15 protein-coding genes are annotated in these 15,383 nt (G+C 42.2%); 11 read left to right on the top strand and 4 right to left on the bottom strand.

Translation table 11 applies throughout. The features are described from left to right. Positions 1–249: 249 nt before the first annotated feature. Positions 250–1,074, bottom strand: coding sequence for a SirB1 family protein (locus VB732_RS30620; protein WP_323234620.1), 825 nt, complete (start codon positions 1,072–1,074; stop codon positions 250–252). 790 nt (positions 1,075–1,864) lie between these two features. Beyond that, positions 1,865–2,164, bottom strand: coding sequence for a hypothetical protein (locus VB732_RS30625; RefSeq protein WP_323234621.1), 300 nt, complete (start codon positions 2,162–2,164; stop codon positions 1,865–1,867). A gap of 92 nt (positions 2,165–2,256) precedes the next feature. On the opposite strand from VB732_RS30625, the gene VB732_RS30630 reads away from it, so the two are divergent. The 8 genes from VB732_RS30630 (at position 2,257) to VB732_RS30665 (ending at position 11,192) form a co-directional block, all read left to right on the top strand. Continuing rightward, positions 2,257–2,388, top strand: coding sequence for a PEP-CTERM sorting domain-containing protein (locus VB732_RS30630; RefSeq protein WP_323234622.1), 132 nt, complete (start codon positions 2,257–2,259; stop codon positions 2,386–2,388). 320 nt (positions 2,389–2,708) lie between these two features. Next, positions 2,709–4,157 carry a F0F1 ATP synthase subunit beta gene (atpD, locus tag VB732_RS30635; RefSeq protein WP_118167550.1) on the top strand — a complete coding sequence of 483 codons (1,449 nt, stop codon included), beginning with the start codon at positions 2,709–2,711 and terminating at the stop codon, positions 4,155–4,157. A gap of 88 nt (positions 4,158–4,245) precedes the next feature. Next, on the top strand, positions 4,246–4,659 hold the full coding sequence (gene atpC / locus VB732_RS30640) for an ATP synthase F1 subunit epsilon (RefSeq protein WP_323234623.1): 414 nt from the start codon (positions 4,246–4,248) through the stop codon (positions 4,657–4,659). A gap of 301 nt (positions 4,660–4,960) precedes the next feature. Further along, positions 4,961–5,338, top strand: a complete 378-nt coding sequence (locus VB732_RS30645; RefSeq protein ID WP_323234624.1) for a hypothetical protein — start codon at positions 4,961–4,963, stop codon at positions 5,336–5,338. 129 nt (positions 5,339–5,467) lie between these two features. After that, positions 5,468–6,124 carry a hypothetical protein gene (locus tag VB732_RS30650; RefSeq protein ID WP_323234625.1) on the top strand — a complete coding sequence of 219 codons (657 nt, stop codon included), beginning with the start codon at positions 5,468–5,470 and terminating at the stop codon, positions 6,122–6,124. 285 nt (positions 6,125–6,409) lie between these two features. Beyond that, positions 6,410–6,649, top strand: coding sequence for a hypothetical protein (locus tag VB732_RS30655; RefSeq protein ID WP_323234626.1), 240 nt, complete (start codon positions 6,410–6,412; stop codon positions 6,647–6,649). Between the two features lie 174 nt (positions 6,650–6,823). After that, positions 6,824–8,962, top strand: coding sequence for a flotillin family protein (locus VB732_RS30660; RefSeq protein ID WP_323234627.1), 2,139 nt, complete (start codon positions 6,824–6,826; stop codon positions 8,960–8,962). Positions 8,963–9,308: 346 nt separating this feature from the next. Continuing rightward, a complete protein-coding gene (locus VB732_RS30665; RefSeq protein ID WP_323234628.1) occupies positions 9,309–11,192 on the top strand; it encodes a serine/threonine-protein kinase in 1,884 nt (627 codons plus the stop codon). Positions 11,193–11,202: 10 nt separating this feature from the next. Here the strand turns inward: VB732_RS30665 and VB732_RS30670 are convergent, their stop codons facing one another. Continuing rightward, positions 11,203–11,502: a 30S ribosomal protein PSRP-3 gene (locus tag VB732_RS30670; protein WP_069071048.1), complete on the bottom strand. Its 300-nt coding sequence runs from the start codon at positions 11,500–11,502 to the stop codon at positions 11,203–11,205. A 138-nt stretch (positions 11,503–11,640) separates the two neighbouring features. On the opposite strand from VB732_RS30670, the gene VB732_RS30675 reads away from it, so the two are divergent. From VB732_RS30675 to VB732_RS30685, 3 genes are all read left to right on the top strand, one after another. Next, complete coding sequence (locus VB732_RS30675) at positions 11,641–12,111, top strand: DUF29 domain-containing protein (RefSeq protein ID WP_323234629.1); 471 nt, start codon at positions 11,641–11,643, stop codon at positions 12,109–12,111. Positions 12,112–12,151: 40 nt separating this feature from the next. Next, entirely contained in the window at positions 12,152–12,955 is an 804-nt protein-coding gene (locus VB732_RS30680) for a TIGR01548 family HAD-type hydrolase (protein WP_323234630.1), read from the top strand. An 86-nt stretch (positions 12,956–13,041) separates the two neighbouring features. Further along, the gene (locus VB732_RS30685; RefSeq protein ID WP_323234631.1) at positions 13,042–14,430 is read left to right on the top strand and encodes a cytochrome P450; all 1,389 of its coding nucleotides are present in this window, start codon (positions 13,042–13,044) and stop codon (positions 14,428–14,430) included. Positions 14,431–14,488: 58 nt separating this feature from the next. Here the strand turns inward: VB732_RS30685 and VB732_RS30690 are convergent, their stop codons facing one another. After that, complete coding sequence (locus VB732_RS30690; RefSeq protein ID WP_323234632.1) at positions 14,489–15,292, bottom strand: tetratricopeptide repeat protein; 804 nt, start codon at positions 15,290–15,292, stop codon at positions 14,489–14,491. Between the last annotated feature and the right edge of the window lie 91 nt (positions 15,293–15,383).

A 15,383-nucleotide genomic window follows, 5' to 3' on the forward strand; every position in this document is an offset into this window, starting at 1 on the left:
TATCTAATCCCTCAAAGCCTTGCCTCATAAGCATTTAGGAATTGCGGATAAGTCTATTGCTCCGTCGCCATTTCGGTATTGATATTCTCACTTTCCAGTCCCAACTTATTTAATTCACATTAGACGTGAATTGGGAATGGGAAAGAGGACTTGGGGACAAGGCGAAAGACTTGTTGTAAGTTCTAAACTTTTGTCACCTTGTCCTCTTGTCCCTCTTTTTCCCCTGCCCCCTTGTTTCTTCCCCATTCCCTATCCCCCATTCCCCAATTCGCTAAGTAGCCGCCGAATCATTGATGCATCCTGGGCATCAGGAACTTTTGCTAAATAATTTTGTAAGTCTTCTACTGCTTGGGAGTAATTACCAAGTTGATAGGAGATTAAGCCGCGATCGCGCAACTCTAAAGTTAAATTAGGAAATAGCAACAAAATTCGTTCAATTGCTGCCAGCGTTTTTTCTAACTCTTGTTGTTTAATGTAAATAAATTTTATATTTGTTAGCATCCGGGCCAAAAATTGCCGATTACTGACTACGGCTAAAAATTCTGGTTGTAGCGTCACGGGTTGCTGATAAATTTGAGACAGCCGTTCCTCGCAATCTTGGGCGAATATTATTTCACCACCATTGAAGGCATCCACAAAAATTTCTATATCTGGAATATCCGGGCGGATCAGAAAATGTCCTGGCATTCCTACACCCACCATCGGAAAATCAATTCGTCGGGCAACTTCTAGGTAAACCAACGCCAAGCTAATAGGAATCCCCAGCCGACGGTCAATTACATCATTCAAAAAGCTGTTGCGTGGATCATAATAGTCAATTTTATTACCAGAAAATTTTAAATCTTCGTATAGATATTGGTTAATACTTTGAACCATCCGCAGAGGATATCGTGACTCTGTTAGGCGTTCTTGAAGTTCCCATGCCATTGTATCAAGGGCGTTGAGATATTCCTCTGGGTCTAACTTGGGATATTCTTCTTGTGCAATATACAAAGCTGCCTTTGCTAGGTCAATATGCTCGTCAGCCTGTTGAATTTCCTGGTAAAAATATTGTCGTGCTGACGATAAATTCATAAGCTGTTGCTCGGTGGAAGTGTGAGAATGAAGCCGCAGCTATGCCTAATCCAGACATCGCAGCTTGGTTAAAAACAGTTTTTTGTACCTATCTTTATCTTATGGATATTCAGAAGTTTTGGAAATGTAGTTTGTAGAAAGCTTTACTATTCTATTGCCAATTAACTTGAATAAATGCTGTGTTGATGATATGTACGACGGGCTGCGCCCACGCAAAGCACATAACGTGGTATAAATATGTAATTTGCATCAATTAACACTATAAATTTATACAATTCTTATATAGTCATTAATTTAGTATCAGCCACAAAATCGCCTTGAAAGCTTTACATATTATAGGTTTGACAATTTTTATAAAATAGGAAAATACAAATTAATATTGTAAACTTTTAGTGAATAACAGTAATAATACTTGTTTCTTCAACTCTATTTATCAATAATGCTGGTAGTTATACAACCTATCTAATATCAAGCTAATAGTATGCCGATAGCCTAGTAATTAGTGCTTGTAGGTGCGATCGCAGCGAAAGCCTAAATCTTCCATAGCAGGTGAAGATTTAGGCTTTCGCTGGCAAATTTGTGTGCATTTAAATACAACGAGGTTAATTAATGAAGACTTATAGCGTTTCCTAGTCTACTGAGGTACACCCAAATCTTGTTTACCAAGGTTAGTAGCTTTGAAAACGTACCTCACTAGGTTGGGAACCGCTATATCACGTTTTACAGGCAACGCTTACACTAGCAACTTGTACTTTATCAGCTTTAGCCATCTCCACAAGTGCCAATGCGTTTACTGTCGTAACGTTTGACGATCTAACAGGTGATAACTTTCTAGTACCGGATGGCTATGGTGGAATCCAATGGGATAATAATTGGATTTATTACGGTTTCGAGCAAAACCCATACACTCCTGAGTCAATTCCGAACCGAATCTATGGGAACTATGACAAGTGGAATGGCCCAAGCAGTATTCCATTCTACTTTGAATCACCCGTAATCTTTGATGGCGGTTATTTTGCTGGAATTGATTCCTCTGTTCCAGTAAGCTTTTCACTTTACAATGGAGGAACACTACAGGCAACATCTGCATCGCTTACACCTTCTGCTACACCAACTTTTCTGTCATCGGGTTATACAGGACTGGTTGATGAAGTTCGTGTAAATTGGAACAATGGCTCTACAGTGCTGGATAATGTAACATATCACACTACGGCTGTCCCTGAACCAACTTCTTTGATTGGCTTGCTTGGTTTGGGTGCTTTTGGTGTCACCTCTAAATTCAAGCGCAAGCAAAAGCAGCAAGTTCACTGCTAAATAGAATCCTTAATTTATAAAGCAAAAGCTAGGTATCAAAATCTAGCTTTTTTGCTAAAAGTACAAATGCAAATATTTAGGTAATCTAACAGATTAGCATCTTTCGCTACACCGCATGATGGCTAGGGCGATCGCATCTGAAAAATAAGATTAGAGATAAAGGTCAGGATGAGGGCTACAACCATAGCCGCCAAACTCCTTTTTAAGGAATTACTAAGGGAGTTATGTCCCCGTCCGGTGCTAAAGTGAAAGTTGACATTGCTTATTATTATGTCTTCTCCGACCGTATCTGAAATATAGCTTCACTCATTAGGCGCAGCATGGTCACAACCGCAGAAAAAACAAACATTGGCTACATTACCCAAATCATTGGCCCAGTTGTAGACGTTAAATTTCCCGGCGGGAAATTGCCACAAATCTACAACGCTTTGAAAATCGTTGGCACCAACGAAAGTGGACAGGAAATCAACATCACCGTTGAAGTACAGCAACTGCTGGGCGACAACCAAGTGCGGACTGTTGCGATGAGTTCCACCGAAGGCTTAGTGCGCGGTTTTGAAGTTACCGATACAGGCGCTCCCATTACCGTGCCAGTTGGTAAAGCCACTTTGGGCCGGATTTTCAACGTCCTTGGCGAACCTGTGGACAACAGGGGCCCAGTAAATGCTGAGGCAAGTTTACCCATCCACCGCTCTGCTCCTAAATTCACCGACCTGGAAACTAAACCTTCGGTGTTTGAGACTGGGATTAAAGTTGTTGACCTTCTGACTCCCTATCGACGCGGCGGTAAGATTGGTCTATTCGGCGGTGCTGGTGTTGGTAAAACCGTGATCATGATGGAATTGATCAACAACATCGCTACCCAGCATGGTGGAGTATCCGTATTTGCTGGCGTGGGTGAACGCACCCGTGAAGGCAATGACCTCTACAACGAAATGATTGAATCTGGGGTTATCAATAACGAGAACCTCAACGAATCAAAAATTGCTCTAGTCTACGGTCAAATGAACGAACCACCCGGAGCTAGAATGCGGGTTGGTCTTTCGGGATTGACAGTAGCAGAGTACTTCCGGGATGTGAACAAGCAGGACGTACTGCTGTTTATTGATAATATCTTCCGGTTTGTACAAGCAGGTTCGGAAGTATCCGCGCTATTGGGTCGGATGCCTTCTGCGGTAGGATATCAGCCCACATTGGGAACCGACGTAGGTGAACTGCAAGAGCGGATTACCTCGACTACAGAGGGTTCCATTACCTCCATTCAAGCAGTATACGTACCTGCGGATGACCTCACAGACCCCGCACCTGCTACTACCTTCGCCCACTTGGACGGAACTACAGTACTGTCTCGCGGTTTGGCTGCTAAGGGAATTTATCCCGCAGTTGACCCCCTTGGTTCAACTTCCACCATGCTCCAACCAAATATTGTCGGTGAAGAACACTACAATACTGCGCGGGCGGTGCAATCAACTCTGCAACGTTACAAAGAACTCCAAGACATTATCGCCATTCTCGGTTTAGATGAATTGTCTGAAGAAGACCGTCTAATCGTGGCACGGGCGCGGAAAGTTGAGCGCTTCTTGTCTCAGCCATTCTTTGTAGCAGAAGTATTTACTGGTTCTCCTGGTAAGTATGTGAAGTTGGAAGATACCATCAAAGGGTTCCAAAAAATTCTGTCTGGTGAGTTGGATGCTCTGCCAGAACAGGCTTTCTACTTGGTTGGCGATATCAACGAAGCGATCGCTAAAGCTGAAAAAATCAAAGGTTAGTCATTGTCATTAGTCATTAGTCATTAGTTGTAAGTGCTAATGGCTAATGGCAAATTGCAAAAGACAAAGGACAAAGGACAAAAGACAAATGACATTAACCGTTCGGGTAATTTCCCCAGATAAAACAGTCTGGGATGCTCCAGCAGAAGAAGTAGTTTTGCCTAGCACAACTGGTCAACTAGGTATCCTCACCGGACACGCACCACTTTTGACCGCCCTGGATACTGGTGTAATGCGAGTCCGTGCTGCAAAAAATCAGGGTTGGGAAGCGATCGCCCTTTTGGGTGGCTTTGCCGAAGTCGAAGAAAATGAAGTAACAATTCTGGTTAACGGCGCTGAACGTGGCGACAAAATTAACCTTGATGAAGCCCGTACTGCTTATAACCAAGCAGAAGCGCGTCTAAGTCAAGTGTCAGCAGACGATCGCCAAGCCCAAATCCAGGCAACTCAAGCCTTCAAACGCGCCCGCGCTCGGTTTCAAGCGGCTGGCGGTTTGGTCTAAAATTTTACTTCTGACTTGTGCATTGTGGGGTGAGTTTTTGGCTCACTCCACAAAATTGTATTTAACTCTATGCTCAGGTACATTAATAAACTTTTTTGGCACTATAATAAATGTAAAGAGTTAAAATAGATAGTGTGTATTTTTGATAAATAGTTAAAATAGTAGTACTGTGTAATATTTGTTTATTCAATTAGCGAATATTTACGGTAGCAAATGCCGAAAAAAATTTGGTACTATTAACTTTGTAGGAGGAAAAACCAACTAAGTTAAGTTTCTACGATTGTTCGTAGAATGTCTAATTATGTATCAAATTACTGTAGGAGAGATAGAACAATGCATTAAGTCAGCAGAAGCTGCTGGGGTTCCAGATAGTGAGATTAAAGATCTTAAGGAACATCTTAATGAAGTTCGCGCGGGGAAATTTGTAAGTTCTAGTGAACCAACTATGCGATACGAGATAGTTGGGAAGAAAGAGAATTCATCAGAACGAAAACGTGAAGTAGTTCGAGTTTCAACAGGTCGCAGCTTTGATGGTGATTTTCAAGGAGTAAACCTTAAATCCCTTTCGGCTTATCAAGAAAAAGTAAAGCGACTTGACCAAGATATTCGGGGAGTTGAGGGTATAAAAGGACGCTTGTTTGATTTTTTAGGTTCTCTAGGTAAAAACTCTAATCGCTAATTTAATAGTGACATTTTAGACTTTTTCAAGAAATATCAGAAAATAAAGGAGAGCTTAGTATATGCTCTCCTTTATTGTTTTATACTATTCTTAATAAAGAAAACTGTTTGGGATAAGAGGCTATTGATATTGCATATAGTTGACCATACAGGAAAGTTTTCAGAAGCACAGCTCGATGAGCTAAGGTGCTTTGTTACAAATGATCTACTTTGTACAGCCACGGAATCCTTGTGGCTTGACGTAATACGGATTCGCAACGATGAACGAGCTGACTATTTTGGGTATTGGTCAGCTGAGTATAGCAGAGACACACAAAAGGATGTGCAACAGCCTGTTAAAGTGAGTGAAATAGTGGCGGTTATTGTTCTAAACTATTTTTATTTAAAAACTCTTGAAAAGCTGAAAGAGACTTTAGCTCATGAATATGGTCATCACTGGACATTGTCATATTTTTTGGTTAACAAAGGATTTGATTGGTCGAATCAAAGAATACCAAAAGATTATTACCAGCTTCGTGGTTTGAATTCGAGGGATTTTTCACATGATTATTCTAAAGGGTGGCATCAATGCGATCGCGAGATTATAGCTGAAGATTATAGAATCCTTTTTGCCCCTGAGCCTTATAATAAAAACCACAAAGTGGTTGAGCAGTCTCAAAAACATACTTTTTCACTCCAACGAAATTTTTTTATAAATTTCCTTAAAAATTTTATTCTGCGTAAAAAACCTATTCTTCCACCAGATGAAAGAATTAAGAATTATATAATGGGACTCAAAAATCCGTAGAGTTTTATACTACTGCGAATTAGACTATCAGTACATCCTTTGCTTAATCAGCAAAGCGGAACAAAAACCAATTGCTTGAATTAAATTATAAATTATGTATTAGGAAATTTAAATATGTTTCTAAACCTCTTAACTATTTTAATTTCACTGATAGCTTTAGGACTGGGATTTATCTCTAGATATCCCAATTTTAATGTAGGCATTCATGAAGAAAATAAACTTAGACTTTTTTATTCAGATTCTCAACCTGTTACATCTTAGAAACTTTGGCTAGTAGTTGCTATATTGCTTTCTTGTGAGACGGCTGGAGTATTAGCTAGCTTCTACATTGCACAGCCTGTCTTAAAATCTGGTCAAAGTGTTTTTATTTTGTCTATCATCGTTGCACTTGCTAATTTTACAGGCGCTATTTCAGCCAAGCGAGACGAAACCTTAAAACCATTTGAGCTATTTTCTTACTTTAAGGATGGTCTGCTTTGGCCTACTGCTCTACCAGCCATAGCCAAAGCTCTCGAATTTCAATAAGCAATAAAAGTCCTGATACACACTATATTGGTACTTAATTACCCATATTAAAATTAGCATATTCATTACTGAAGATTATAAATTTATCAAAAAATTACGTCAAGTTTAAGAAATCGAGGCAAGCCATGCTGAAGTGTTAACTTAGCTAATTAGTTGCCCAAACGGGCACAGATTATGAAAAGCTTTTCTTCTTTGCTTGGTACTCGTAAACAAAATAAAGTAGCTCGTTTTGCAGCCTCTATCGTAGCAACGTTAGCGATCGCTTCGCCAACGTCTTTGACGAACGCTGGTAGCATTCACTCTGCTAATGCTACTCCTGTAAAAACAACTACTGTAAAAGAAATAACTTCGGTATCATTCCAGCTAAATCAGACCACACCAAATATTGCTCAGTTACCAATTAGCAAGACTCAATATCAAGCTGCTGGAATTGATCCTGTTGTACTAGTTCCCATTCTACTAGTCGGCGGCTTCGTTATATTCGTCCCCCTATTCTTTGGCGGACTTGTAGTTATTGGCGAACGTGAAGTTGGCATTGTTGTCAGGAAATTTACTCTTTCCGGGCGTGGACTACCCGCCGGCAGTTTGATTGCTCTGAATGGCGAAGCTGGCTTGCAGGCAGATACTTTAGCTCCTGGTTGGCACTGGGGTTATTGGCCTTGGCAGTATTCTGTAAAGAAAGAGTCGGTAATTATCGTTCCCCAAGGGGAAATTGCTTTGGTTGTGGCGGCAGATGGAGCATCCAACCCACCAGAGCGGATTTTGGGTAAAATCGTCAGTTGTGACAACTTCCAAGATGCTCGGAAATTCCTCACTCAAGGAGGGGAAAAAGGGCGGCAAATGAGTTTTCTTACCGCAGGTACTTACCGCATCAACACTGCGCTGTTTAAAGTGATTACAGCTGCAAATGCTAGCGCTCATGGCATGAGTCCACAACAGTTGCACATTTATGAAATAGCAGCAGAGAAGGTTGGTATTGTTACTACTTTAGATGGTTCAGCGATCGCAGCAGGTGAAATCGCTGGACGCATCATCAACGGGCATGATAACTTCCAAAATGGTCAAAAATTTATCGACGCTGGGGGACAACGAGGTTTACAAGAACAGGTATTATTATCGGGTTCGTGGAACCTAAATCCTTGGTTGGTAAATATTGAACAAGTCCCGATGACTGAAATCCCTATCGGTTACGTGGGTGTGGTGATTTCTTTTGTAGGCAAAGAACACGAAGATGTGAGCGGAGCATCTTTCACCCACGGAAATTTGGTAAACCAAGGACATAAGGGTGTTTGGGTTGAGCCGTTGTATCCTGGGAAACACCCGCTCAACACCAAGGTGATGAAAATTGAGCTAGTACCAACTACAAATATCGTCTTAAACTTTACTGAAAGAATTAGTGGTAAGCACGGTTACGATACAAACTTGCAGGCGCTGAAACTGCTATCATTTGATGGTTTTACCTTTGATTTAGAGATATTCCAAATTATCCACATTGGTGCTTCCGATGCGCCAAAAGTGATTTCCCGCTTAGGTTCGATGCAAAACGTCATCGATCAGGTTTTGCGTCCAATTGTGGGGAATTATTTCCGCAACTCGGCTCAAGAGTATACTATTTTGGATTTCTTGACTGCGCGAAGTGAGCGCCAAGTTGAAGCTTCCGAATACGTCAAATCTGCCTTGCGTGCTTATGATGTGCAAGCGGTGGATTCATTAATTGGTTTGATTACCCCACCAGACGAATTAATGCACACACTGACAGACCGTAAAATTGCTGAAGAAAAACGCAAAACTTACGAAGTTCAGCAGATGGCGCAAACCCAACGGCAACAACTTGTCCGGGAGACAGCGTTGGCTGATATCCAAGAAGAAATGGTGCAATCAGAACAGAGTGTAGAGATTGCCGATTTGAAAGCTCAAGCCCAAATTAAGCAGGCGAACGGTGAAGCTGAGGGTACAAAACTCCGGGCAATTGCTGAGGCTGAAGGTATTCGGGCTACGGGTAACGCCAAAGCTGAAACCTACTTGGCTGGTGTGGAAGCTTTGGGTTCCCAAGGTTATACAGCAATGCAACTAATGCAAATTATAGGCGATCGCAATGTCCGCTTGATTCCAGATGTTTTAGTTAGCGGTAACGGTAGTAATAACGGCTTAGTGGATGGGTTACTATCCATGATTTTATGGAATCAAGCTGGTAAAGGTGAATTGACACCAACACCTTTGCATCCACAACCAGTAGTCAACAACGGACAATCAACCACAGATAACGGTCTTCCACCCATAGTTGTGAATTTCCCAGTAGATAAGTCAACTTAACGTTAAAAGGGCGATTAGAAACCGCACCTATACAGGCAAAACCCACCTCCGTGGGTTTCAAACCCTCAATTTTCCTTAGTCCGCGGAGGCGGACTTTGTTTGTGTAGCCGCGTGAAGCCTTCTCTACGAGAGGCTTCGCCAAGGGCATAGCTTCGCTTAACGCGTAGCGTGCCGGAGGCTCTATTCTATTCGCCCTGGCTGCCCATAACTCAATACAGTTCACTTCAGAGCATTTTTTCTTCTCTCTGTGTTCTCTGCGCCTCCGTGGTTCGTTAAAAAAATTGATTTCACAAAGGCTTTTAGTCTTAACTGAAGCGTATTAGCCTATAACTTTGGCGGAGAAATTTTGCTTTTACAAGAACGTTATCGTTTACTCAAGCAGATTGGTAAAGGGGGATTCTGCAAAACCTTCCTCGCTGTAGACGAAGGTCAGTTTCCTCCAATTCCTTGCGTTGTTCAAGAATTATCGCTGAAATTTGAAACATCTAAAACTTTTCAGCAAAAGGCGCAACAGCTAGAGGAATTAGGGAATCATCCGCAAATTGCCGCAATATTCGCTTATTTTGAGCATAATGGGTATTTTTATCTAGTGCAGGAGTTTATTGCAGGCACTAATTTAGCTCAGGTGGTTGAAGAAGAAGGCGCTTTTAATGAAACTCAGATTTGGCAACTGTTAGAAGATTTATTGCCAGTTTTTCAGTTTATGAGCGATGCCTGCGGCGGGCGTAGATGCAGCAACATCATCCACCGCGATATTAAACCCCAAAATATCATCCGTAGATCCCCAATTACCAAGAAGGGAGATTTCGTTATAGTCGATTTTAGCACTGCGAAAATTGTCACAGAAATCGATCGGCTAACATCTGAAACCAGTATTGGCAGTCCAGAATACGCTGCACCAGAACAAGCGAAGGGAAAAGCCGTTTTTGCTAGTGATTTATATAGCTTAGGTGTTACTTGTATTTACTTGCTTACCCAAATTTCTCCCTTTGACTTATTTGATATTGCTAACGATTGTTGGGTTTGGCAACAATATCTTACTACTAAGGTAAGCGATCGCTTGGCCAAAATCCTCGACAAGCTGCTGCAAAATGCCTTTAATCGCCGATTTCAATCAGCTGATGAAGTTATGCAAGCAATGGGTATGGAATCTAAAATCCCCAATCCCCAATTCAAAATTCAAAATCCTCCTTGGCGATGTTTGCATACCCTAACTGATAATTCTGGGGCATTCAGTAGTGTCAATGCCCTTGCTATCAGTCCTGACGGCAATACTTTAGCTAGTGGTAGTGATGACAAAAACATCAAATTGTGGGATTTAAATACTCAAAAAGTTCTAGCTAACTTATCAGGACATTCTCAAGCTGTAAAATCAGTTAGCTTCAGTCCTGATGGTCAAATTCTGGCAACTGCTAGCGACGATAAAACTATCAAATTGTGGCAGGTTGAGACATTAAAGGAAATCTGTACTTTATTGGGACACTCACACGCTGTCAAATCAGTTGCTTTCAGTCCAGATGGCCAGATTCTCGCTAGTGGTAGCTGGGATAAGACAATCAAACTCTGGGATATAAATACTGGTAGAGAATTAATTACCATAACTGGACACCAATTGCAAGTAAGCTCAGTGGCATTTAGTCCCGATGGAAAACTTTTAGCCAGCGCTAGCTATGACAGAACAATTCGCCTGTGGCAGATACCAAGAAGAGGCAGGGGAGCAGGGAGCAGGGAGCAGGGGGATATGAATAGTGCTGAGTTAAAAGACTATCCACAAGGGGCGGAGGCAATTCCCCTTTTCCCCCTGCCCCCTGCCCCCTTGCCTCTTGTTGAAAACCGCCCATGCTATAGCTTGTTAAGCACCCTTTCGGGTCATGCATGGGCGGTTTTGACAGTCGCTTTTAGTCCCAATGGGAAAATTTTGGCGACGGGTAGTGATGATAACACTATTAAATTGTGGGAGGTAAACACTGGTCAGCTAATTTGCACACTTGTAGGCCATTCTTGGTCTGTGGTGGCTGTGGCTTTTACTGCCGATGGCGAAACACTCCTAAGTGCAAGTTGCGACAAAACGGTTAAACTTTGGAAGGTAAGCACAGCAGAAGAGATTGTTACTCTCTCTGGTCATGTAGACTCAGTATCTGCTGTTGCTGTGAGCAAAGTTACACACTTAATTGCAAGTGGCAGCCGGGACAAGACTATCAAACTGTGGCAGCTTGTAGAATCTAGCTAATATTGTAATATCAGGCGCTACCTGTGAAGGCAACTTCTGGAAATTTCAACTGAGCTTCTGCCATTGGACGGTTCCTACCTTCCTCTTGCCAGTAGTTAATCACTTCTGTCGCTTTGTTAAGCAACTCGACACGATCCACATCAGTAATCCAATGTTTGGATTCTAATTCCTTTTTTAACTCTTCCCAGGCATCATTTCTGGGCCAAAAAAAGTACTTAGTCAAGGGACTTGTGCCTTTGCCGACAATTTGATCGACTGCTAGAGCAACGTTCTCGTCTAACCACAGAATTTTCAAAATAAACTTTGTCAATCACACCTCCGGGAATTTCCGGGCATTACTGAACTAGGATAGCGATCGCTTATTTTAACGCAATACCATATCAAATGACCAAACAGTGATTGAGAATGGTCTACCATAAGGTTTAGTCGGCGCTAACTAAAGATGCTTATGACTGCTCAACTGCCCCAATCTCAAACAACATCTGGTTCAGATTTGTACGAGCAAGACTTTTACCTGTGGATTGAAACCACGGCAGAACTGCTCAAACAAGGTCGGCTCACAGAACTAGATTTAGAGAATTTGATTGAAGAAATTGAAACGATGGGCAGGAGTGAAAAGAAAGCACTAAGAAGCAATTTGGAAGTGGTGCTGATGCACCTCTTGAAGTATAAATATCAAGCCGAGAAGCGCTCTGGTAGTTGGCGAGCAACAATTCGGGAGCATCGCAAACGCATCAGACAAGCTCTAGAAGAAAGTCCTAGCCTCAAACCATATTTTGATGAGGTTTTTGGGCTGTGTTATGACGATGCTAGACTCTTAGCTGCCGATGAAACTGAATTGCATTTAGCTACCTTCCCCGAACAATGTCCCTTCACGCCAGAGCAAGCCCTTGACCCCGATTTTTTACCTGAGCCATGAGCGCATTATGATGATGTAAAACTCTTTTGCTTCTTACTCCATGACTCAACCAACTTCTACAAAAGCGATCGCTATTTTCGATATTGATGGCGTTGTGCGCGATGTTAGCGGTTCCTATCGCCGGGCGATCGCAGATACCGTAGAACATTTTACCACCCAAGCATATCGTCCAACCCCACTAGATATTGACCAGTTGAAATCTGAAGGTGTATGGAATAACGATTGGGAAGCATCGCAGGAATTAATTTACCGCTATTTTGAAACCCAAAAACAGAGCCGAGAACAACTGCAACTAGATTATGATGCGATCGTTGCTTTTTTTCAATCGCGTTACCGAGGCTCAGATCCAAATAATTTTACAGGGTATATCTGTAATGAACCTTTATTATTACAACCTAGCTATTTAGAACAACTTACCCAAGCCGGTATTGCTTGGGGATTTTTTAGCGGTGCGACTCGTGCTTCTGCTAACTATGTCTTAGAAAAACGCCTGGGTTTGGAATCTCCAGTATTGATTGCGATGGAAGATGCGCCAGGGAAACCTGACCCTACGGGACTTTTCGCTACAGTTCGTGAGTTAGATAATGGAATTGAGCAAAAATTAGCGATCGTGTATGTGGGAGATACGGTAGCAGATATGTATACCGTTGAGAAAGCACGGGGTTTAGATTCTGCTCATACTTGGATTGGTGTAGGCGTTTTACCGCCACACGTACAGGAAACAGCATCGCGTAGTGATGCATACAGTGAGACACTAATAGCAGCAGGAGCAGATGTAGTTTTGCGTAATGTGCAAGAATTGACCCCAAGGCAGATTCAAGAATTGGTGAGTTCATCTACTTAATCTGTGTTCTAAGATTAATCAAGCTATGCGTGGATGAATGGCTAGCTGATAACGATCCTGCTCCAATTATTGGGAGATAAATAAAAATGTCTGCACATAAACTGCCTAACGGCCCTCAAACTCACCCTTGGGTACAGACATATCAATGGCTGACTAACCCAGTGGAATACATGGAAGACTGTGCTAAAAGCTATGGTGATATGTTCACTCTCCGAATTGGCCCAGTTTTTACTCCTCAAGTCTTCATTAGCAATCCTCAAGCAATTCAGCAGATTTTTACCACAGATCCAAAACAGTTAGATTCTGGTACACCAGCAGGTTCAGGCTCGCCTTTATTGGGGCCAAATTCTCTACTATCCTTAGAAGGAAAACCTCACCAGCGTCAGCGTAAACTGCTGACACCTCCTCTACATGGGGAAAGAATGCAGGCTTATGGTGATTTAATCTGTGAAATCACCAAGCAAGTAACTAGCGAGTGGCCAGTCGGGGAAAGCTTTACAGTCTTGCCATCCATGCAAGAAATCTCCTTTCAGGTGATTTTAAAGGCTGTATTTGGTCTTAAGGACGGGCTTCGTTATGAAAAACTTAAAGAAATCCTGATTGCTATCCTGAATCCAAAAAGACCTCTTTTGCGGGCAATATTCCTCCTGTTCCCATTATTACGAAAGGATTTAGGGCCTCGCAGCCCTTGGGGAAGTTATATACGTTTGCGACAGGAAATGGATGATCTGATCTATGCTGAAATTCAAGAAAGGCGATCGCTTGCTGATGAGTATCGAAGTGATATTCTCTCTTTAATGATGGCGGCTCGTGATGAAGCAGGTGAGCCGATGACAGACTTGGAATTACGTGATGAATTGATGACTTTGTTGATTGCAGGTCATGAAACTACGGCTAGTTCTTTGGCATGGGCGCTGTACTGGATTCATCATCAGCCTGAAGTCCGTGAAAAACTGGTGCAAGAACTGGATAGCCTGGGTGACAACAAAGACCCAAACGCCATTTTCCGATTACCTTATTTAAATGCAGTTTGTTCGGAAACAATGCGCCTATATCCGGTGGGGATGTTGGGAGTAAATCGATTGGTTAAATCACCTTTAGAAATTGCAGGCTACAAATTTGACCCTGGTACAATATTGGTTCCTTGTATTTATTTGAGCCATCATCGAGAAGATTTATACCCCAATTCCAAGCAGTTTCAGCCAGATCGTTTTCTAGAACGCCAATTTACTCCATCTGAATATTTGCCCTTTGGTGGTGGTAATCGTCGCTGTATTGGCATGGCATTTGCGCTGTTTGAGATGAAACTGGTATTGGCAACTGTATTATCTGATTGGCAAATGAAACTAGCTGATACAAAGCCAGTACTACCAGTACGGAAAAGCATCCTGTTAGCACCAGGCGGTGGTGTACCAATGGTGGTAACTGGAAAACGTCAGCAAAATCAGCGAGTTCTTGAGACTAACTTAGTGTAAAAAATATCAGAATTGGGTGGGAGCGATTTCTTCGCTTCCCCTTTTATTTACCTGTTAATTACTGGATTTTCAAGAATTTATCCAAAGCTGTAACTAGGCTGGGAGGCCAACGGCGGATATTTTTTACCCAGTCGATATCTTTGTAACGGCTATCAAGTCCATAAGCTGCTACCCAGTTGCTTTCAGCTTCACCTTGTTCTCCATTTACCCAATATGCAGCTGTGAGGGCGGCACGCACATCAGCAAATTTTGAGTATTTACGGGCAATATTTCGCATTTCGCGGATTGCTTGCTCTTTTTGACCTGTTTCATAAAGAGCCAGGGCGTAGTTAGCACGGGCGAAGGCAAAATTTGGGGCTATCTCATTAGATTTTTTGTAGTCTACGATCGCATCTTCCCATTTTCCTAAACCTGTTTTGGCATTTCCGCGATTGTTATATGCCATCGCATCGTTAGGATCGAGTTCTAAGACATGATTATAATCTGCGATCGCATCTTCCCATTTTCCCATCCCTTCCAACGCCGCCCCCCGATTCAAATATGGATCGGTGACATTTGGCGCTAGTTCTATAGCTTTGTTATAATCTGCGATCGCCTCTTGTAACTTATTCTGACTCACCCGCGAATTTCCCCGGTTACTCCACGCCCCCGCATTTGTCGGAAATTCCTCAATAATTTTTGTCCAATAAGTTTCAGCCGTCGCAAAATCACCTTGATTCGTCGCTGCAAAGGCTTGATTTGCCCACTCATCACCTTGTCTTAACTGTTCTTGAGTAATGGGCGGTTGAGATTGTGCCATGACTGGAGTACCCCAGCCAAACACAAGTAACAGACTGAGAACAATACCAATCAATTTAATCATCTAGGTTTACCTAATTTGTTCTTTGTCATTTGTCATTTGTCATTTGTCATTGAGCATGGGGCAGAAGAATGGAGTTAAAAGACTCATTAAT

The organism is Nostoc sp. UHCC 0252, from assembly GCF_034931145.1.
In the GTDB taxonomy this organism is placed as follows: domain Bacteria; phylum Cyanobacteriota; class Cyanobacteriia; order Cyanobacteriales; family Nostocaceae; genus Nostoc.

Bases quoted from the DNA above. Each gene is read 5' to 3' on its own strand.
- VB732_RS30675 (WP_323234629.1), top strand. From the start codon at position 11,641: ATGACTGCTCAACTGCCCCAATCTCAAACAACATCTGGTTCAGATTTG.
- VB732_RS30685 (WP_323234631.1), top strand. From the start codon at position 13,042: ATGTCTGCACATAAACTGCCTAACGGCCCTCAAACTCACCCTTGGGTA.
- atpD (WP_118167550.1), top strand. From the start codon at position 2,709: ATGGTCACAACCGCAGAAAAAACAAACATTGGCTACATTACCCAAATC.
- VB732_RS30625 (WP_323234621.1), bottom strand. From the start codon at position 2,164: ATGCAGATGTTGCCTGTAGTGTTCCTCCATTGTAAAGTGAAAAGCTTA.
- VB732_RS30620 (WP_323234620.1), bottom strand. From the start codon at position 1,074: ATGAATTTATCGTCAGCACGACAATATTTTTACCAGGAAATTCAACAG.
- VB732_RS30645 (WP_323234624.1), top strand. From the start codon at position 4,961: ATGTATCAAATTACTGTAGGAGAGATAGAACAATGCATTAAGTCAGCA.
- VB732_RS30660 (WP_323234627.1), top strand. From the start codon at position 6,824: ATGAAAAGCTTTTCTTCTTTGCTTGGTACTCGTAAACAAAATAAAGTA.
- VB732_RS30690 (WP_323234632.1), bottom strand. From the start codon at position 15,292: ATGATTAAATTGATTGGTATTGTTCTCAGTCTGTTACTTGTGTTTGGC.
- VB732_RS30680 (WP_323234630.1), top strand. From the start codon at position 12,152: ATGACTCAACCAACTTCTACAAAAGCGATCGCTATTTTCGATATTGAT.
- atpC (WP_323234623.1), top strand. From the start codon at position 4,246: ATGACATTAACCGTTCGGGTAATTTCCCCAGATAAAACAGTCTGGGAT.